We start from the raw sequence: 19,214 nt of genomic DNA, 5'->3' as shown, positions 1-19,214 counted from the left end.
CGCCGGGAAAATACGCGAGGAATGAGCGCGACGCTCACGCTTTGCGCAAGTGCTCGGTATGCATGTCGCTCAAACGGCTCAGCAGGATGCCGTAGCCAGTCAAATGCCCGAGATAGACGCTCGTGAACACGCCCGTTGCGGGCAGCGCTTCGACGAGCGCGTGCAGTTCCTCGCGAGTCAACGGCTCCACGAGTAGACCCGGGCGCTCCACCCGAAGGTCGGCCTGTAAAGCGATTTGCCGGTGCACGTCCACGAGGCGCGCGAGGCCGTGCCGGTATGCCTCTTTCCATTGCGTATCGAGCGCCTCGTATTGCGCGTTGAACGTATCGAGCGTTTCGAGGAAGCCGACGATCGAATCGAATAGCTCGTGGTAGCACGAGAACAGCGGCAAGCGATCGCGATTGCGCTTCAGATGCGCCGACACCCACGACTGCTCCAGGTCCGACTTGAGGAGATCGTGTGCCTGCTTCAGATTGCTGCTCGACACCCGCAGCGCGGCCGTCGCCGATTTCAGTTTCGTGCGGTCCAGCGTTTTCGTTGCGACCTGGGTGAGCAAGGCTTCGGCCTGCGCGTTGCCGTCGTTCACGAGCGTATTCGCCCAAAAACCATGATCGGGCGGAAATGCGACCTGCTGGATGATGAAACCGAGCAGCATGCCAAGCACCACGCCGATCAGCCGTTGCTCGAGCAATGGTATGCGCACGCCCGTGAAGAGCACGAGCGTCATCGGCACGGTGATGCTCGTCATCTGGAACACCGAAGGCCGGATGCGCACGATCGTGAAGATCACGAGCGGCAGCAGGATCACGCCAAGCCACAAATGCGGCGCGGTCAGCCAGATCAGCAGCGTGCCGATCGGCATCGCGACGAGATTCGACATCACGCGCTTGTGGAAGTATCCGCGCGCCGCCGAGATGGAACTGCCGAGCGCGAGCGTGAGCATCGCCGAGCCGGAGAGCGCGACCGCCGCTTCTGGATATCCGCATGCGTATGGAATGCCGAAGCCGATCCACATGCCGAGCGTGAGTTTCGTGTACTTCGCGAGTTCGGAGAGGGAAAAGCGTGCGAGCGCACGGCGGAACGGCGTGAGCGGTTTGTGGGCGTACGAGATGGAGGCCATGGATGCCGTCGGTCTTTTCAGGCGGAGCGCCAATGTTAACGCGATTGACGTGACTGTTCCGGCACTCAGTCGATCCCCGACGATTCCCGAATATTTTGCCGCCCGGATTTTCTTTCCGATTTGTAATATCAAAGCTCGGCACTTTATGCGGATGCCCACCGGTGCTGGCTTTGCGGGCCGCGCTGCGCAAGGCGCATGCCTTGCGATTTATTTTCAATTTCTTTCGCGTTTTGTTCCTTTACCGTCATGTCCACCGGATGAAGTTCGCATTACGAACCCGTCTTTGCGAACGTCTCCGCATCCCTCAAGCACTGGGGTCTGCCCATGACGACAACAACGAAGGTCTCCATTTGCCTGCCGACGTACAACCGGCCTGAACTGCTCGTTCGCTGCATCGAATCGTGCCTCATGCAAACGCATGCGAACATCGAGATCGTGATCGGCGACGACTCGAGCGACGATCGCACGCAGCAGCTGGTCGCCTCGCGTTACGGCAACGACCCGCGCATCGCCTATCGGCGCCACGTGCCCGCGCTCGGCCAGGCGCCCAACGTGGCGAGCCTCTTCGAGCGCGCGAGCGGAGACAAGATCCTGCTGATCCACGACGACGACTATCTGCTCGTGCACTGCATCGAGAAACTGCTTGCGCAGTGGGAGCGTTATCCGGATCTGGAAGTCGCGTTCGGCGATCAATACGAAACCGATCACGACGGGCGCATCATGCACGCGGCTAGCGAACGCATGAATATCGCGTATCACCGCACGGCCAGCGCAGCAGGACTGCAACACCCACCGGGCCGCGTGGGTATCGTGCAGATGTTCCCCAACAACGGCTGGCTTGCCAACGCGGCGCTCGTCAAGCGCATCGGCTACGACGACCACTACGGCACCTGCTGCGATTACGTGTTCGGCACGCGCCTGTGCCTCGCGGCAAAACGTGTGTGCTACGTGAACGAATACGTCTCGTGCTATCGCATCACGGACGTTTCGGTATCCCAGGCGACGCGCACGAGCATCAATGCGTCGTCGATCTCGGCGTGGCGTTTTCTCAACAGCCTCACGTTGCCGCCCGAACTCGAACCGGCGCGCAAGCTCGCCATGCGCCGTCTCGTGCCGATCGTGGTCTCGCTGCTCGCACGCAATCGCGAGGCGCGCGCTGGGCTGCAGCTCGCGCTCGGCAATCTCTACGCGTACCGGTTCGGCTTCAGCCCGCGACTTTACTACCACCTGCTGATGATCTGGAAAGCCACGCGGCGCGGCCGCACGGAGTCCGTCGCCCTGTTGGGCATGAAGGATGAGCAAGGCGTGGATGCTTCGCGGACGCGCATGCCGTAACGACCACTTCACGCCGTGAACAGCGGCCTCAGGTCCGCGACGTTCGCGACGTGCTCCAGCACGTTGATCCGCCCGATCAGTTGCGCGGTCTTTTGCTGGCCGAGCACCGGCTCCATGAGATCGCGCGCCTTGTCGTTCACCTGCGCGACGCTCAGCGGGTTCTCCTTCGTGCCAGGCGGAAAGCGCGTGTAGTGGCTCACGGTGCGACCGTCCGTCAACGTCACTTCGACGATGCCGCCACGCGGCGCGGCCGGGTCGCGCAACTTCGGGTCGGCAACGACCGTTACTTTCGCGCGCTGCGCCTCGATCTGCGGATCGCGCATGAGTGAGACGTCGTGGCTGTCCGCGAACGACACCGCGCCCTTCACGAGCGCCAGCGCCACCATGTGGGCGCAGTTGACGTCGGGCATCGCGCTGTCGCCGACAATACCGATGGCGTCAGGCGGCACCTTCACCACCACTGTGCGCACCTTGTCCGGTGTGAGCTGATATTGCCGCCGCAGCGTGAGCAAGGCATCGAGCGGCGATTGAATCGGATAACCCACCGAATACGTCTTGATCGCCGTTTCCGTCACGAAGAAGCGGCTGCCGAACTGGTCGATCATCGCTTGCGGCTGCGGCTTCGTCGAAAGCGCGATGAAGAGATTGTGCGTACCGTCGAGCACGTCGGCCACGCCGGTCATGCCCGATTGCACCATCGTCGCCGCCATTACGCCGTTGCGCGCGCCCATGCCCGCGAAATCGAACGCCTTTTCGATATGGTCGCGATCCTTCACCCAGCTCCATAGTCCCGACACCTGTTGCGCCGCGTAGGAGATCGCATAACGCGTCTGGCGCTCGTCGAGCCTCGTGAGCGCAGCGGCCGCGCCGAGCGCGCCGAACGTCGAGGCCGTGCCTTCCGCGCTGCGATGCGATGCGCGCACGAGATCCGGGCCGAGCGCCATGAGGAGCCGGCACGCCGTGTCATAACCGAGCGCGACGGCACGCACGAGCGCCGCGCCGGATGCGCCCTGCGCTTCGCCTAGCGCGAACGCGGCAGGCACCGTGGAGCAGCCGGGATGCGCCTTCGTGACAGGCTCGAAGTCGTCGGTCTCGTCGGAGTGCGCGCACATGGCGTTGGCGAGCGCGGCGTTCACCGTGCTCGTGCGCAGGTCCGAGCCGACGACCGAGGCTTGCGGCGCACCGCCGAGCGAGCGCGCGTATTGCGTCGCCAGCATCCCGGGGCGCATGCGCGAGCCCGACACCATCGCGCCAAACGTATCGAGAATGTGGTTCTTGCATTCCACCAGCACGGCGTCGGGCAACGGCTTGTCGCGTGCAGCGACGATGTAGCGCGCAAGCTGCGCGGTGATGTCGGTGTCGTCCGGCGATGGTGATGACGAGGGTGACGCGTCGGCGGCGAACGCATGCTTTGCGCCGACGACGGGCAGCATGCTGCACGCCGCGACGCACTGAAGCATGCGGCGACGCGAAAGCAAAGACGTTATTGGCATCGTTATCAGTTCGGCATCCGTATTAAATCGCCCTGCCCGGCTCGTCTCATGCGGTAATCGCGCCGGCGTCGAAACGGTAGGCCATCAGCGCGGCCAGCCCGCGCCGTCCGTCGATCGACGCCACCGCGCTCGTAAAGCCATGTTTCGCGAGCAAGGCCGCTTCGATGGCGTCGGCGGCCGCCTTGCCGGTTTCCAGCGCGCCCATGGCTTCGCCCACATTGCGCGCGAGCCCTGCGGCCTGCGTGGCGGCGATGCCAAGCGCGTGGCGCGTGTGCGGCGCATCGAGCGCGAGGAGGCGCGCAGCCGCGAGCGTCGCCCCCACGATCCCGAGAGACGCGGCCACGTTCCAGCGCGCACGAAACGCTTCGTCGTCCACGGCGGCGCCCAGCCGCGCCGACGCGCGCGTGCCGACCGCGACAGCGGCGGCGATGTCATCTTCGGCAGCCTCGAGAGATTCGCCGAGCGCAAGCGCTGCCGCCACGGCGGGTGTGGCGGTAGAACCTGCATCCAGCGTGGCGAGCGCGGCGCCGAGCTGCCATGCGCGCGAGCGCGCATCGGTGGCCTGCGCAAGCATTGCGATCAGCGGACTGGCGGCGCGGGACTGCGCGGCGCAGCGGCGCGCGTTCGCCACGGCGCTGCGCGCGGCTTCGAGTTCGCGCTCGCCAGGCTTCGCTGCGGCAAGCGCCACGAACGCATCGGCAACGGCGGAATGAGCGGCGGGGTTATGCATGAGCCAGATCCTTGTTCGGCGTGCAAAGGGCGAAGAACGTGTCGAGACTCGCCGCGCTCTCGACGTTCGCGACTGCGGCGGCAATGCGATCCGCCGCGCCCGCGCCAAGCCGCGGGTCGATCAGCAGACGCACCTTGTCGAGCAGTTCGTCGTCAGTCAGGGGCCGCGCGAGACTGCCGCGCGCATGTTCGACGTGATGCGCGACCACGCTGCCGTCGTGAAGCCGCGCCTCGATGTACACCTCGTCGCGGTTCAATGCGGGGTCGGGCGCGAGCGTCGTCTTCGCGCGCAGCGCCTTCACGTCGTCGCGCGTCACGCGGCTGTCGTCGTATTGCGCGAGGCCCACCTGGCCGTCGCACAGCGCGGCGGCCACACCGTGGATCGCGCTGAAACGCGCCTGCAGGCCGTCACGAGGCTGCGGGTTGCCCATCAGTTCCGGCACGAGCGGATGACAGCGCAGCACGATCGCGTCGATGGCCCCGGCATCCGCGATGCGCTCCGCAATCGCGAGGCCGGCATCGATGGCCGGATGCGCAACGATCCCGCACGGATACGGCTTGTAGGTGTTGAACGACAACTCCCAGCGCTCGCCGAAATCGCCGTTCATGCGCTCGAAGTCGACCTTCGTCGAAAGCGACCTCGCATAGCCGCCCGGCGCTTCGAAGATGTCGTCTGCGGCGCGCTGCCCGTGCTGGGCGAGCCGCGCAGCGTCGATGCCATTGGCCGCCGCTTTGCCGGGATGAAAGGGCTTGGTCATGGTGCCGAAGGCCTCGCGCTGCCCGACGAACATCGAGGCGGCAATCGATACGGCCTCCTTAAGTTTAGCTTCGTCGAGGCCGAGCAACAGCGCCGCCGTGACCGCACAACCAATCACGCCGCACGTGCCGGTGATGTGCCAGCCCCGGTCGTAGTGCTCAGGCGAGATCGCCACGCCCACGCGCAATTGCGCCTCGCAGCCGAGCGCGAACGCCGTGAGCGCCTGTGCGCCCGTGGGCCGCGTTTGCGGCGCGAGCGCGGTGAGCACCGCGAGCGTGGCCGCTGCAGGATGGATCACTGTGACGAGATGCGTGTCGTCGAAATCGTCCAGATGACCGGCGAAGCCGTTCGCCAGCGCGGCGAAGTGCAGGTCGATGCGCTCCGTACGCCCCAGCACGCCCGCCTCGTGTGCGGCGCCAAGATCGCGCGCAGTCGCGAGTATCGCTTCGACGCCTGGATGCATGCAGGCGCCTATCGTTGTGCCCGCAACGTTGATGAACGAGCGCTTCGCTTCCTTCTGGACATCAGCGGGCAAGGGACGCTGTGCCAGTGCAAACAGGCCCTGCGCGAATGCATCGGCGATGGAACCACTCATTGCGACAACTCCTCTAGACGCACACCGTTGGTTTTCGGACCCCACGCGCCGACCGCCACGACGATCACGAGCATGGCCGACGAAATCAGCAGGAACACGGCCGGCACGCCGTACTGCTTGAGCAGCGCCGCCACCCAGAAGCCGACGAAGATCGAACTGACACGGCTCCAGCTGAAGACGAACCCGACGGCGCGCGCGCGAATACGCGTTGGATACAGTTCTGCCTGATAGGTGTGGAAGATGCCGATGAGCCAGTTGTTCGCGATCGTCACCGCGCTGCCGAACAGCAGGATCGGCACGGGGTCGCGCACCTGGCCGAACATCACGCCCGCCACGGCCACGACGATGGCGCAGCCCACCAGTTGCCACTTGCGCTGGTAGCGCTCCGCGCAGGCCATGGCGCCGATTGCGCCGAGCGGGGTCGTGATGGCGATCACCATGGTGTAGAGCAGCGAATGCGTGATCGTGATGCCCTTCGAATACAGCAGCACCGGCACCCACGCGCCAAAGCCATACACGCCGAAGGTCTGGCAGAAGTTGAAGAGCGACAGCATCACCGTGCGCTTGAAGTAGCGGCCCTGCCACATCTCGATCCACGCGCCGCGCGCCTCCAGCTGGCTCGCATTCGGGCCTTCGGGCGGCTCGGCGAGCGGCTTGCCGGTTTCGGCGACCACCCTGCGTTCGATCTCGTCTACGATCTGGCGCGCCTCGTTCACGCGCCCCTTGCTCTCTAGCCAGCGCGGCGATTCCGGCAAGCCGTGACGAATGAACCAGATAAAGACTGCGCCGGCCGCGCCGATGATCATCACCCAGCGCCAGCCTTCCATGCCGAAGAACGTGCGCGGCACGAGCGCGTAGGAGATGACCGCGACCACGGGCACCGAGGTGAGAATGACGAGGATGCTGAACGCCGTGTAGCGCCCGCGCGCATCGCGCGGCGTGAGCTCGGAGATATAAGTGTCGACAGTGATGAGCTGCATGCCGATGCCCACGCCGGCCACGAAGCGCCAGGCGTCCATGCCCAGCGGCGAATGCTGGAAGGCGGCGACGAAGCTCGCCACGGAGTACGTCAGCATGGCGAACGTGAACACGATGCGCCGCCCGAAGCGGTCGGTGATGCCGCTCAGCGCCACCGTGCCGACGAACATGCCCGCGAAGAACGAGCCGAGAAAGCTCGCGAAGCCGTTCACATCGAAGAGCCCGGCGGTGGTGGCGCGGTACAGCCCGCTGTGGATGAGGCCCAGTGAGATATAGGCCGCCATGAACATTTCGTAGAACTCGAACCATCCGCCCACCGCGATGCGGGCGACGAGCCCGCGAAAGTACCGCGTGGGCGGCAGCCGGTCGAGCCGCGCCGAGACACTCGCCTCGACGTGCGTTGAGCCGGCAATCTCAGTTCCCATGTACATGGCGTCTCCTTGCCTGACGGGTAGTCGATTGGATTGCGTTTTAGTGTCGACAGTTATATTCAGTATATGGCGAGTTTCCGCTATTCACAGAGACTTTCTCGCCACAGTGTATACACTTAGGGAACCGACCTGTGACTTCGAAGGCGAAGCGGGCACTGGGTTTGTTACAATCGGCAGCGCTGCGCCCGGTCGCGGCGCCTCGGGGGAAAGCGCATGGATGAAGATGTCGGCGTAATGGTCGCCCCGGAAACGGGCGAGCAGTCGAGCGTGGCCGAGATCGTCGACTGGGTGGCGCGCGGCATCATCGAAGGCCGGCTGCGTCCCGGCGACGATCTGAATTCGGTCGATCTCGCCAAACGCTTCGGCGTGAGCCGCACGCCCGTGCGCGAGGCGCTATTCGCGCTCACGCGCGAAGGGCTCGTCGACTGGTCGCCGCGCCGCCGCCCGCGCGTGGCCGCCATGCAACTGAAGGAAGTGCGCGAGATCTACGCGCTGCGCGCCCTGCTGTACGGCCAGGTGTCGCTCGCGATCGTCGAGCACGCCACGGACGAGGACATCGCCGCGCTGTGGCGCGCGCACGGCAAGCTCGCCGAAGTCGCGGCCAGGGGTGACGTGGACGGCTATTTCTGGGCCAACGTCGCGTTTCGCGACGAGGAACTGCGTGTGAGCCGCAACGGCATCTTCAAGGAGGTGCTGGACTCCATGCGCATGCGCACGAACCGCCTGCGACACCTGAGCACGTCGCTGCCGGGCCGCCTGCAGCGTTCCTGCACCGACCACCAGCGGCTGTGCGAGGCGTATGCCGAGCGCGACGGCGTGCTGGCCGCGGCGCTGAACCGTTCGATCGTGATGGGTGCACTGCATGCCATCGAAGCCGCCTGGGACAGCCTGCGCTGAGCAAGCGCCCTCGCTGCGCCCCTTTTTATTAACGCGGAGGCCGCGTCGAACGGGGCCTGTGGCCCTCCCCGCCAGGCTTGCCGAAAGGCCGGGGATACAACATACTTGACGATTCGACCGAATTCCTTCCGCATTCTCGTTCTACCGGGTTCTTTCTCATCATGAGCACAATTCTTGAAAGCCTTCCGACCGGCCAAAAGGTCGGTATCGCCTTCTCCGGCGGCCTCGACACCAGCGCCGCGCTGCACTGGATGAAGCTCAAGGGCGCCGTGCCTTACGCCTATACGGCGAACCTGGGCCAGCCCGACGAAGACGACTACGATTCGATCCCGCGCCGCGCGACCGAATACGGCGCCGCCGGTGCACGCTTGATCGACTGCCGCGCGCAGCTCGTGGCGGAAGGCATCGCGGCCCTGCAATGCGGCGCGTTCCACATCTCGACGGCCGGCGTCACGTACTTCAATACGACCCCGATCGGCCGCGCTGTGACGGGCACGATGCTCGTGGCGGCGATGAAGGAAGACGGCGTCAACATCTGGGGTGACGGTTCGACTTACAAGGGCAACGACATCGAGCGCTTCTACCGCTACGGCCTGCTCGTCAATCCGGACCTGAAGATCTACAAGCCGTGGCTCGATCAGCAGTTCATCGACGAACTGGGCGGCCGCTCGGAAATGTCGGAGTTCATGCGCCAGTCGGGCTTCGAATACAAGATGTCGGCCGAGAAGGCCTATTCGACGGACTCGAATCTGCTCGGCGCAACGCACGAAGCGAAGGACCTCGAAAGCCTGGAAAGCGGCATCAAGATCGTGAACCCGATCATGGGCGTGGCCTTCTGGCGCGACGACGTCAAGATCGACCGCGAAGAAGTGACGATCCGCTTCGAGGAAGGCCAGCCGGTCGCGCTGAACGGCCAGACCTTCCCGAACGCCGTGGAACTGCTGCTCGAAGCGAACCGCATTGGCGGCCGTCACGGTCTGGGCATGAGCGACCAGATCGAAAACCGCATCATCGAGGCGAAGAGCCGCGGCATCTACGAAGCCCCGGGTCTGGCGCTGCTCTACATCGCCTATGAGCGCCTCGTGACGGGCATCCACAACGAAGACACCATCGAGCAGTACCGCGAGAACGGCCGCCGTCTGGGCCGCCTGCTGTACCAGGGCCGCTGGTTCGACCCGCAAGCCATCATGCTGCGTGAAACGGCCCAGCACTGGGTGGCGCGCGCCATCACCGGCGAAGTGAAGATCGAACTGCGTCGCGGTAACGACTACTCGATCCTCAGCACGAAGTCGGACAACCTCACGTATCAGCCGGAGCGTTTGTCGATGGAGAAGGTCGCCTCGACGTTCTCGCCGCGCGACCGTATCGGCCAGCTGACGATGCGCAACCTCGACATCACCGACACGCGCGAGAAGCTGCGTGTGTACTCGAAGGTCGGTCTGCTCGCACCGGGCGCGGCTTATACGCTGCCGCAACTGAACGACGAGAAGAAGTAAGGCGTCGTCGCTTTGTGAAGAAAGGGAAGGCACTGGGCCTTCCCTTTTTTTATGTCTGCGTGGGTTTGAATCTGGCGTTCGAGTTACCCACAGATTTTGTTGGCAAGCTTGTGGAGAACGCCTGGGACGAGTGTCCTAACTCGTTGATCGACTGGATGTTTTCCGCTGCGTGAGCGCGAGAGGCAGTGACGGGCTGAGGGGCCAGGCCTCAAGACGCCAACCGGCATATCAGCCGTCAAGCGTATTGAAGACACTCACTGCACGGCAAGCTGCTTCATCTTCCCGTAGACGAATTGCCCGAAGTACCACGACAGATCGGAGTGGTTGAGGATATTCACGTCGGAGAGCGCCCCCGCCTCGAGCTTCAGTCGGCGCAGCATGAGCTTGCCGGCCTGCGAGGCGATGTAGAGCCGCACCAGCTCCTTGCGGGTCTTCTCGTCGGCCGATTCGAAGTGCTCGCGGCCTTGCTTGACTTCCTCATTGCGCTGCGAGCGCGCCTCTTCGTCGCGCGCCGCGATGCTCTGCTTCACCGCCGTCGTCGCGACCGTCCTGGCGGTCTCCTGAGCCGTCGCAGCCACGGCCAGCTCGCCCTGGATCGCCACCATCTTCCGCTCGGCCTCTGAGACCTGCCAGTTGTGGCTCAGCGCCTTCATCAGATAGCCCGCAGGGCTCTTGGTCACCTTGCCCTGATTAAGCCGGAAACGCGTGTATTCGATGGCCTGCTGGATGCGCTCGTCGGTCCAGCTCATGCGATGCTCCGCGATCACGTCGAACTGCTTGTTGGAGAGGCCAAACTCCTCCTTGAGCGTGAGCAGCAGGTCGTGCGCGTCGGGCTGCCGTGAGAGAAGCGCGGCGACCGTGTCCTTGCGCTTCATCCGGAAGCGGATCTTGTTGATTTTGCGCGAGGTTTCCGAATCGGCTCGGGTTTCGTAGCTGAGGTCGATGTCGGATAGCTCGTTGATCTGGCGCACCGCCGGATCGAGGTACTTGGGCCGGAAATGCTTGAACTCCGACGCGCTCGTACCGAGTTTGCCGGGCCAGCGCCGCATGACATCGAGCTCGATCCAGTCGGTCAGCCCGGCCGCCACGTAGGGCAACACGTAGTCGTAGATCGCGCGCGCATAGGTCTGCGAGAACGACGCCGTGATGCACAGGTTCAGCCAGTGATGCTTGTCGGGCCCGGTGATGTGGCGCAGCATGAGCGGCGGAATGCGGAACTGGATGCGCCCCTTGCCGATCTTGACGCTGCCCATCAGCTGCTCGGAAATCCACTGGTCGTCTTCGTTGGGGGCGCGGTCGGGCGGCGTGTCGGTGACTTCGATCAGCACGCGCTGCGCTTCCTTGATGACGCTCTGCAAATGGCGCACGTTGCGGCTCTCATAGCGCATGAGCCACTTGAAGTAGTTCAGGTCGACATCGTAGGTATCGCGCGGTGCGGGTTCCTGGGCGGCAATGAAATAGGCGGCGTCGATGAAACGGCGCGAAGACAGTCCAAGCCCATTGATGGCGACAAACACGTTGTTGCGCTGAAAGCCGATCTCGCGCGTGCTCTCATTGATCGGCTGGCCGGACATCTCCTCAAAGAGACCCAGCGACATCTGCAGTGTTGTTGTCCTTCGCCCGCTCTCCTCCGACATACGCATGCTCTCCCCGTCGACATTGGCGGGCACTGTATCACTACGCAAACACATGTCAACACAATAACCGTTACCTCAAACAGCCACCCGATTCGGCTCTCGCACAAAAAACGTACCTGATCGCACAAATATCTCTACAACGACAGCACATAAAACGGAACCTCGTCGCACATAAAACGGTGCAGTGAGCACATAGAACGGTGCTTTTGAAGAGCAAGTGTTTGAAATAAAAGAAAACGAGGGCGTACGTTAGTTGGTTGGTGGGTTTTTCTCTTTAAGTAAACAAACAAACCGCTCGCCAAAAAAGATGCTCAACGCTGATTTTGACGTGTGGTGTCTCGTGATGCGGTCAGGGAATTCGAAGTGAATTTGCTTCAAAGGCCCGTACTTAAGGGCTTTCAGCGCTGAGGCATCTGAACTCGATCTACTTTTCGGCCGCTGAAACCGGTGGAGGGGTAACGATTTCTGTGCAGCTCGAGGGGGCTATGGAAGTGGTTTATGTGCAGAACGCCCGTAGACGCGCCGGGAGAGAGTTGATTGGGCGGCGGTAGCCAGTGGTGCGCTACTGAGGGGTGACTTTTCGGTTGGGAACAGAAGGAAACGGATTTTGTGCAGGAGTGAGATGCTCCGTGATAGCAACGCTTTTTGTGCACATCCTGGAAGGTGGGGCAGGCGGTAACGGTTATTGTGCGGTCACGGGGTGAGGGTTCGGTCTTTCGCCGCCTATATCAGGTAACGGAATTTGTGCAGCTCTGTCGTGGGAGTGCGTCCGGGTGGAATTGGACTGCCTGCAGAGAGTGAAATGGCGCCTGCACCGGGCGCAGAGAAGGAAATAGGTAACGGTTTTTGTGCAATGCGGCCACAGGGCGCGCGGAGTAAGGCTTTCTCTGCGTGGACGGTAACGGTTTTTGTGCAACCTTGGCAGGCTAAGCTAGCTAGTAGAAATCTGGAAGCACAAAAATCGTTACCCGGCCGCGAAATTGGAGGGTGCCGGCAGGTGCGGCGCTGGAACTGCACAAAAACCGTGACTGCACGCGGCGCATGCGAGCAATGCCGCCCACTCGGATAGTTCCGCAACTGGATTTGCACAAAAACCTCGACCGGCGCAGTCGCTGTGAAGTGCTCTGGCCCCTGCGATTTGCACAAAAAATAGGCAGATCGGAGACAAAGGGCCTAGAGAGGCCTTGGTGGCGTTGCCGGTTTCGCAGGTACTTTGCCCTTAAGAATGTCCCGCGAGGGCGATATAGGTCGTTTTGGAGGGTCATTTTTTTTCATATCGCCCTCAATTAGTGTGTTTTCATACGCTTTTGCTGTATTCTACGCTTTATCCAAATTCTGATAAAAAGCGTATTAATGGCGAAAACTATCGAATTGCCGTCGATCGATCGACGTGTGGATCTTTCCGCGATCACTGAATTTGCCGAAGAGGCCGGCCGTCTATCTGAAGAGCTTCGGGAGATGATGCTGGCGCCGCGGCCGCGAAAGATGGCGCCCACGTTTACGTCCGCTCAGGTCGCAGAAATGTGCGGCATTGATCGCATCAAACTGAACAACCTCCTCGCCACCCGCGAGGGTCTTCCGCAAGGCGTGGCGCAAGGGTCCGGTCGAAGCCGGGTCTTCACCCTGCCCGAAGCGAGAACCTGGGTCCAGCAGGTTTCCGATATTTATCAGACACCGCTCCATACCGGCGTGCGCGATGCCGACGGCAAGGTGATTCTCGTTGCCAACTTCAAGGGCGGCTCGACGAAAACGACCACGACCATGTGTCTCGCCCAAGGCCTGACCCTGCGTGGCCGCAAGGTGCTTTTGATCGACCTGGATCCGCAAGCGTCGCTGACGGAACTCTGCGGTCTGTATGCCGAAAAGGAAGTGACCGAGGATAGCACGGTCCTGCCGTTCATCTACGACCCGCATATGGAAGGCGGCCTGCTGAATTTCGTGCAGGAAACCTATTGGGACGGGCTGGACGTCATTCCCGCACACCCCACGCTCTTTTCTGCGGAGTTCCATATTCCGGGCACCGTGATCAAGAACCCGGGGTTCAAGTTTTGGGACCTGCTGCGCCAGGGCGTGGAGGTGCTGCGCAAGCAATACGACTACATCATTCTGGATACGGCTCCGTCGCTGTCCTATCTCACGATCAATGCGCTCATGGCCGCGGATGCGATGGTCATGCCGCTCGTGCCCGAAAGCCTGGATTTCATCAGCTCGGTGTCGTTCTGGAGCCTCTTTTCGGACCTCGCGCACACGATCATGGAGCGCGGCGACGAGAAGACGTACGACTTCGTTTCCGTCCTGCTTTCGAAGGTCGATTACGGCAAGACGTCATCGGCACCGGTCGTGCGCTCATGGGTGCAGCGAACTTACAAGGACTGGGTGAACGCGCTCGAGGTGCCGGCCAGTTCCGCGATGAGTAACGGCGCACTCGCCATGGCTACTGTGTTCGACATCAGCAAGGGAGACCTCGCTGACAAGACGGTGGCGCGTGTGCGTCAGCCGCTGACTGATTACGTACAGTGGATCGACGATCTTTACGTAGAACAATGGAGGGCCGGCAAGTGAGTTCATTCCGCGACAAGATGGCGGCGAAGACCCGTGAGCTTGGCTCGTCCTCGGAGCGGCCAGCCACCGAACGGCCGGCAGCCGTTGCTCCGGCCGCCGAGCCGCCGCGCCGTAGCAGTGCGTTCAAGACCGGGCCTGGGATGCTCGGCGCGTTGGCGGTGGCGCAACAACGCATTCAGGAACTGGAGAACACGAGCGACAAGCTCATGCTTCCGGTGAATGCGATTCAGCCGAACCCATGGCAGCCGCGCAAGATTTTCAGCGACGAAGGCCTGGCCTCGTTGGCTGAGTCGATCCGCGAAGTCGGGCTTGTCGAGCCGATCGTCGTTCGTCGTGCGGAGAACGGCTACCAGTTGATCGCCGGCGAGCGACGTCTTCGCGCGCACGCCCTGATCCAGGCGCAGGACATTCGTGCGTCCGTGATCGAGTGCTCCGATCAGGATATGGCAGTGCTCGCGCTGGTGGAAAACGTCGGCCGCGAAGACCTGACTGACTATGAAATTGGGCAATCGCTACGCCGCGCCGAACGGGAATTTCCGACTCGCAAGCGCATGGCCGAGGCGTTGGGTATGTCGCGCAAAGGCCTGTACCGCTTCTTGGCCTTCGAAAATCTCCCCGATTTCATACGGAGCGATCTCGATTTGAATCCGCGGCTGCTTGGCGGGTCGGCTGCAGACGAAGTAGTTTCGGCAATCAAGAAGTACGGCTCGGCTGGTCTTTCGGCCGCGCGCGAGTTGTGGCCGGCCGTGGTCGGTCGGACGCTCGATCAAGGTAAACTGGCCGCGGCGATCGGAGCGCAAGCCGGGCGGGGTGAATCGACGGAAAGCGTATCCGAGCGCAGCATCGAGAAGATCTTTTCCGGTAAGAGCCACGCCGGCAGCATTACGAAAGACACCAACAGCTTTACGGTGAAGCTTAAGACGGGCGTGTTGTCCGATGCCCAGGAGACGCAAATTCGGGAGCTGATCAGTCAGCTGTTCAATGTGAAACCCGGCTGATTGTGCCTTGAGGTTGTTTGTGTGGATGGAAGCCCGCTTCGGCGGGCTTTTTTTTGCAGCTTAGGCTGTGTGTCGAGTTGACACACAGTTGCTCGATAGGCGAGAGCGGTGTGCGGGGGGGCTAGCGTGTGTCGAGTCGACACACGGGTAAGGTGAGTCGCGGGGGTAAGGCGGAGGCATGTGACTATGCTGTGCGCGGCGCGTGGGCTCCGATTGCAGTGAATGCGTTGACGGCTGGGTGTGAGGACGAGCGTATCCAAGCGCTGGGACCGTCGACCCGATTCGTGTGTCAAGTCGACACACAGTTGCTCGATAGACGAGAGCAGTGTGCGGGGCACGAGCGTGTGTCGAGTCGACACACGGGTAAGGTGATTCGCGGAGCGAAGGCGGAGACATGTGGCGGACTTTGCGCGGCGCGTGGGCTCCAGTTGCAGTCAATGCGCAGAGGCTGGCTGTGAGAACCAGTGTATTCAGGCGGTGGGACGGGCGGCCCGCTTCGTGTGTCGAGTCGACACATAGCGTGGAGAGGGTGCTTGGTTTGCGTCGTGCTGCGCGTTGATGTCGAGAATGACTCCGGCTGCGCCCGCCGATCGGTCGTGTGTCGAGTTGACACACGACCGATCATGCTTGCCTAAAGACGACGCATATAGCCGCCTCGACTACGCCGTCGGCGAGGCACGCCGGTTGCCGTCGACGTGAGATGTGCTCAAAAACCGAGAGCTGCGGCCCTCGAATGCATTTGCTTGGGCTGGGCGCTGTGTCGAGTCGACACACGCGGGCTGCGGCGGCAAACCATAAGGACCACGGGACGGACACACGACAACGAGCATGAGCGGTCATCTCCCTGCGCTTTCTTCCTGCTGTATACGTACGCGAGGACGATCCATCGCTTGTTCGATTCGCATGCTGACTTGCCGCCCGGAGCAGTGTGTCGAGTCGACACACTGTCGCTGCTTCTTCATCATCGTCGCCTCAGGGGATTGGGATTTAACACACGCCCCATCGGTGGTTGGACGAGACAAGGCATGAGGTTGTCTCCTCGCGCGCACACATCGAGCGGTGCGCGGGAGCATGGTGCATCGCCTGCGGGGCTGATTTGTGGGCCGGGGCGGTGTGTCGAGTCGACACACAGTCGTTGCCTCCTCGCAGTGGTTGACTCGGGCGAATGTGATCTGGGACATGCTACATCGGTCGCGCACGCGGTTCGTAAGGAAGCGAATAGGTCCAAAGCGCTTGGCGCTGCCTCGCGTGTGAAAAGGCGACCCCCGCGCAGATGTCCTTGGCGCTGGCCACAACGGCTGAAATCGGCGCAGCTAGCGTGTGCGTCGTATGGTGCGTGCCGGTGTGTCGACTCGACACATCGGCGCCGTATCCCAATTCTCCGTCGCTTCAGTTAAGCAGTACCCGGTCGCCGGTGCGCAACGAGGACGCATCAGCAACTGTGCGCGAAAGCAGGCCACATGGAAGAAGAGTAGGCGTGCCAACTTCGGCATGTCTTCCCAAAGACCACGTGCCGCCGCCTACTGGCGGGGGCGATTTCACTGTGTGATCGAGGTTCGCACGCAGCGTCGGCCTCGCCTATTATTTGTGGTTGCTGGGTGCCGTATGCACAGACTGCCTCGTTGCCGACAACTCGTGGTTTGGTCTTCGAACCGGCCCCACGACAAGTCGGTCATGTGGCTTGGATGCATGGATTCCCAACATCGCCGACGTTGATTTGCCTTGGTCGACTTCTCGGCGACGAGCGACAACGACCACGCGCCGCGCCGAACTTCCCCCCTTGCGTTCACGCCAGCGGGCTTAACCAACCTCTGTGCGAGCGCGGCACACTCGTTTAGCCGACGTCTTGGCTGTGACAGTCCTGCACCATGTATCCGCGTCCGCCGCTTACGCCTTGCGCTGAGATCCCAACCCGGGTGCCTCCGGCATTGTCGAGATGACGGCAGACGGCAATCTTCGCTTGACGTTTGCCTTGGGGGAGACTGGCAGGTAACCGAGCAAAAGAATGGATAGCCTGTATGCCAGAGAACGGCCTGCTGCGTGCAGTGTGAGGGCAGGGCAGCGCCGCTCGTCACGATAGCGTGACGCGGCCCTTGGTCTCCGCGTTCCTCCGTCTGAGGATGTTCAGTTGCTAGTTGTCCATCCGGCAGGCGCCTGTGGAGTATTACTTCTCTCCACTAAACAACCCGCCTTCACTTCATCAAAGTAATACACCACAAATGCAACTAACTGACAACTCCGATCAACACCACGGACAACGACGTCGGCAATCCCAGGACACGCGCGCCCCCGGCACTCAGGTCAACCCAAACGGGAAACCAGCGTAGCGATCAGCGCACCAACATCAAGGAGGTACATCAGACCAGCGGAGCAACTCAGACAAGCGAGCCACACGCAAATCGCCCTCCACGAGGAAAGCAACAGCCGCATCGCAGAAAGTTAAACTGCCTTCCCGCCGATCCTGCCTCAGAAAGCCTCCAATCGCGCGTGAAACATTCCTCTCCAATCCGAGAAATCGGTGAAACCCTTGCACTACGGGCGCTTCAGGCCGGAAACAATCCAGATTCTAGTACTTGTTTCACGGGTATAACGGCTCTCCGACCCCGAAACACAGTCAGAATGGCCGCCAATAAGCTAGAACCTACCTCGTTGGCGTCAATCGTGTATTTCAATACGTATTTTGTAGTTTTCAGTGAGGCGCCCAGCATCGGCCAAAAGCAACCATACAAACGGCAGCCTGCACCACCTTAGCCGAAGCAGCCCCATCCGCGTCGATTAAAATTGGGCCCCATTGCCGGACCACATTCCGCGGCTTCAATCCGGGCTCATAGTCATGCTCAGATCGCCAGCGCGCACGAAGCGCCGCTCGCGTAACAAAGCAGCAGTCGCCCTATCTCCATTCAGCGCCCGCAAACACCATAGAGGACACGTCGTGAAGTTTATCCACGCGGCAGACCTACACCTCGATAGCCCGCTACATGGCCTGAGTGCCTATCCCGATGCGCCGGCCGCCCAGTTGCGCAATGCCACGCGCGAGGCGTTGCGTCTACTTGTCGATCGGGCCATCGAAGAAGAGGTCGCGTTCGTCGTCATTGCAGGCGATCTTTACGACGGCGACTGGAAGGACCACAACACCGGCATCTTCTTCGGCCAGCAGATGGGACGTCTGCGCAAGGCCGGCATTCGCGTCTTCGCGCTGTGGGGGAACCACGACGCGGAAAGCGAAATGACCAGGAAGCTCACATTGCCGGACAACGTGGTGGTGTTCAGTCATCGCAAGCCTGAAACCCACGCGCTCCACGACATCAAGGTCGCGTTGCACGGGCAGAGCTTCAAGGATAAGGCCGTGGTCGAAAATCTCGCCGTGAGCTACCCGTCGCCGGTTTCCGGGTACTACAACATCGGCGTGCTCCACACTGCGCTAGAAGGCTATGCCGCGCATGCGACCTACGCGCCATGCACGCGTTCCGAACTGCACGCGAAGGGCTACGACTACTGGGCGCTCGGCCACGTCCACGAATTTCAGCAGTGGGCGGAAGAGTCGACCATCGTATTTCCGGGCAATCTGCAGGGCCGGCACATCCGCGAAACGGGGCGCCGGGGCGCCGTGCTCGTCAGCGTCGAGGGCGGTCGCACGGAGGTCGAGCGTCTCTACCTCGACGTGCTGCGCTGGGAGTCGGTACGCGTCGACGCGAGCGACTGCGAAAGCGTCGCGGATCTGTCGCGCAAGATTGGCGCTGCGCTCGAAGCGCTGCTGTCCGTTGATGCGCATGTGCCGCGCGCGGTGCGCGTGACGGTGACGGGCAAGTCGCCGGCGCATGGACTCTTTTTCGGACGCGCCACGCAATTGCGCGCCGAAGTGCTCAATCAGATCGGCATTATCGGCAATGACAAGCTGTGGCTGGAAAAGGTCAAGCTCGAAACGAGCGCGGCCGATATGGCTGCTGCACAGCACGAGCAGATCGAAGCGCTCGCCGATCTCAAACAGCTTCTCGATACCGCCACGCAAGACCCCGAATTTCTCGCGCTGCTCGAACGCGATTTGCGTGCCTTCGTCGGTAAAGTGCGCAGCGAAGTGAAAGAAGACGCGCCACTGCTCGAACTCGCCCGCGACGGCAATCTCGCGGCGCTGGTGGAGCAGGTCGGCCCGGCGCTGCTTGCGCGCCTTTCCACGGGAGAATGACCA

General features: G+C 62.2%; 12 protein-coding genes. 6 read left to right on the top strand and 6 right to left on the bottom strand.

Annotated elements, in window-relative coordinates:
* Window positions 1-34: 34 nt before the first annotated feature.
* A complete protein-coding gene (locus E1N52_RS05070; RefSeq protein WP_133180774.1) occupies window positions 35-1,120 on the bottom strand; it encodes an aromatic acid exporter family protein in 1,086 nt (361 codons plus the stop codon).
* Between the two features lie 324 nt (window positions 1,121-1,444).
* On the opposite strand from E1N52_RS05070, the gene E1N52_RS05065 reads away from it, so the two are divergent.
* Window positions 1,445-2,455, top strand: coding sequence for a glycosyltransferase family 2 protein (locus E1N52_RS05065; RefSeq protein WP_133180772.1), 1,011 nt, complete (start codon window positions 1,445-1,447; stop codon window positions 2,453-2,455).
* A gap of 8 nt (window positions 2,456-2,463) precedes the next feature.
* Here the strand turns inward: E1N52_RS05065 and E1N52_RS05060 are convergent, their stop codons facing one another.
* The 4 genes from E1N52_RS05060 to E1N52_RS05045 all read right to left on the bottom strand — a co-directional run bounded on the left by E1N52_RS05060 (window position 2,464) and on the right by E1N52_RS05045 (window position 7,438).
* The gene (locus E1N52_RS05060) at window positions 2,464-3,888 is read right to left on the bottom strand and encodes an MmgE/PrpD family protein (RefSeq protein ID WP_205965572.1); all 1,425 of its coding nucleotides are present in this window, start codon (window positions 3,886-3,888) and stop codon (window positions 2,464-2,466) included.
* 106 nt (window positions 3,889-3,994) lie between these two features.
* Window positions 3,995-4,678 (bottom strand): MmgE/PrpD family protein, encoded by a 684-nt coding sequence (locus tag E1N52_RS05055; protein WP_133180768.1) that lies wholly within the window; start codon window positions 4,676-4,678, stop codon window positions 3,995-3,997.
* Window positions 4,671-6,029 carry an MmgE/PrpD family protein gene (locus E1N52_RS05050; protein WP_133180767.1) on the bottom strand — a complete coding sequence of 453 codons (1,359 nt, stop codon included), beginning with the start codon at window positions 6,027-6,029 and terminating at the stop codon, window positions 4,671-4,673. Before E1N52_RS05050 ends, E1N52_RS05055 begins: the two co-directional genes overlap by 8 nt.
* The gene (locus E1N52_RS05045; RefSeq protein WP_133180765.1) at window positions 6,026-7,438 is read right to left on the bottom strand and encodes an MFS transporter; all 1,413 of its coding nucleotides are present in this window, start codon (window positions 7,436-7,438) and stop codon (window positions 6,026-6,028) included. The genes E1N52_RS05050 and E1N52_RS05045 overlap by 4 nt, the downstream gene beginning before the upstream one ends.
* Before the next feature lie 213 nt (window positions 7,439-7,651).
* Between E1N52_RS05045 and E1N52_RS05040 the strand changes: the two genes are divergently transcribed.
* Window positions 7,652-8,335, top strand: coding sequence for a GntR family transcriptional regulator (locus E1N52_RS05040; RefSeq protein ID WP_133180764.1), 684 nt, complete (start codon window positions 7,652-7,654; stop codon window positions 8,333-8,335).
* Between the two features lie 161 nt (window positions 8,336-8,496).
* Window positions 8,497-9,831, top strand: coding sequence for an argininosuccinate synthase (gene argG, locus E1N52_RS05035; protein ID WP_110383903.1), 1,335 nt, complete (start codon window positions 8,497-8,499; stop codon window positions 9,829-9,831).
* Window positions 9,832-10,085: 254 nt separating this feature from the next.
* Here argG and E1N52_RS05030 read toward each other — a convergent pair whose 3' ends face one another.
* Window positions 10,086-11,468: a replication initiation protein gene (locus E1N52_RS05030; protein ID WP_246088961.1), complete on the bottom strand. Its 1,383-nt coding sequence runs from the start codon at window positions 11,466-11,468 to the stop codon at window positions 10,086-10,088.
* A 1,353-nt stretch (window positions 11,469-12,821) separates the two neighbouring features.
* Here E1N52_RS05030 and E1N52_RS05025 point away from each other — a divergent pair.
* The 3 genes from E1N52_RS05025 (at window position 12,822) to E1N52_RS05015 (ending at window position 19,211) form a co-directional block, all read left to right on the top strand.
* Window positions 12,822-14,030: an AAA family ATPase gene (locus E1N52_RS05025; protein WP_028208684.1), complete on the top strand. Its 1,209-nt coding sequence runs from the start codon at window positions 12,822-12,824 to the stop codon at window positions 14,028-14,030.
* Window positions 14,027-15,028 carry a ParB/RepB/Spo0J family partition protein gene (locus E1N52_RS05020; RefSeq protein ID WP_246088960.1) on the top strand — a complete coding sequence of 334 codons (1,002 nt, stop codon included), beginning with the start codon at window positions 14,027-14,029 and terminating at the stop codon, window positions 15,026-15,028. Before E1N52_RS05025 ends, E1N52_RS05020 begins: the two co-directional genes overlap by 4 nt.
* 2,932 nt (window positions 15,029-17,960) lie before the next feature.
* Window positions 17,961-19,211, top strand: a complete 1,251-nt coding sequence (locus tag E1N52_RS05015) for a metallophosphoesterase family protein (protein WP_133180758.1) — start codon at window positions 17,961-17,963, stop codon at window positions 19,209-19,211.
* The last annotated feature ends 3 nt before the right edge of the window (window positions 19,212-19,214 follow it).

It is taken from the genome of Paraburkholderia guartelaensis (assembly GCF_004353905.1).
Lineage (GTDB): Bacteria > Pseudomonadota > Gammaproteobacteria > Burkholderiales > Burkholderiaceae > Paraburkholderia > Paraburkholderia guartelaensis.
The sequence above is the reverse complement of the archived record's forward strand: the minus strand, read 5'-3'. Positions and strand labels throughout refer to the sequence as shown.

What these genes read in the sequence shown, in the direction of transcription:
- E1N52_RS05060 (WP_205965572.1), bottom strand. Translation starts at nt 3,888, where the DNA reads ATGCTGCCCGTCGTCGGCGCAAAGCATGCGTTCGCCGCCGACGCGTCA.
- E1N52_RS05040 (WP_133180764.1), top strand. Translation starts at nt 7,652, where the DNA reads ATGGATGAAGATGTCGGCGTAATGGTCGCCCCGGAAACGGGCGAGCAG.
- E1N52_RS05025 (WP_028208684.1), top strand. Translation starts at nt 12,822, where the DNA reads ATGGCGAAAACTATCGAATTGCCGTCGATCGATCGACGTGTGGATCTT.
- argG (WP_110383903.1), top strand. Translation starts at nt 8,497, where the DNA reads ATGAGCACAATTCTTGAAAGCCTTCCGACCGGCCAAAAGGTCGGTATC.
- E1N52_RS05065 (WP_133180772.1), top strand. Translation starts at nt 1,445, where the DNA reads ATGACGACAACAACGAAGGTCTCCATTTGCCTGCCGACGTACAACCGG.
- E1N52_RS05050 (WP_133180767.1), bottom strand. Translation starts at nt 6,029, where the DNA reads ATGAGTGGTTCCATCGCCGATGCATTCGCGCAGGGCCTGTTTGCACTG.
- E1N52_RS05030 (WP_246088961.1), bottom strand. Translation starts at nt 11,468, where the DNA reads ATGTCGGAGGAGAGCGGGCGAAGGACAACAACACTGCAGATGTCGCTG.
- E1N52_RS05045 (WP_133180765.1), bottom strand. Translation starts at nt 7,438, where the DNA reads ATGTACATGGGAACTGAGATTGCCGGCTCAACGCACGTCGAGGCGAGT.
- E1N52_RS05055 (WP_133180768.1), bottom strand. Translation starts at nt 4,678, where the DNA reads ATGCATAACCCCGCCGCTCATTCCGCCGTTGCCGATGCGTTCGTGGCG.
- E1N52_RS05070 (WP_133180774.1), bottom strand. Translation starts at nt 1,120, where the DNA reads ATGGCCTCCATCTCGTACGCCCACAAACCGCTCACGCCGTTCCGCCGT.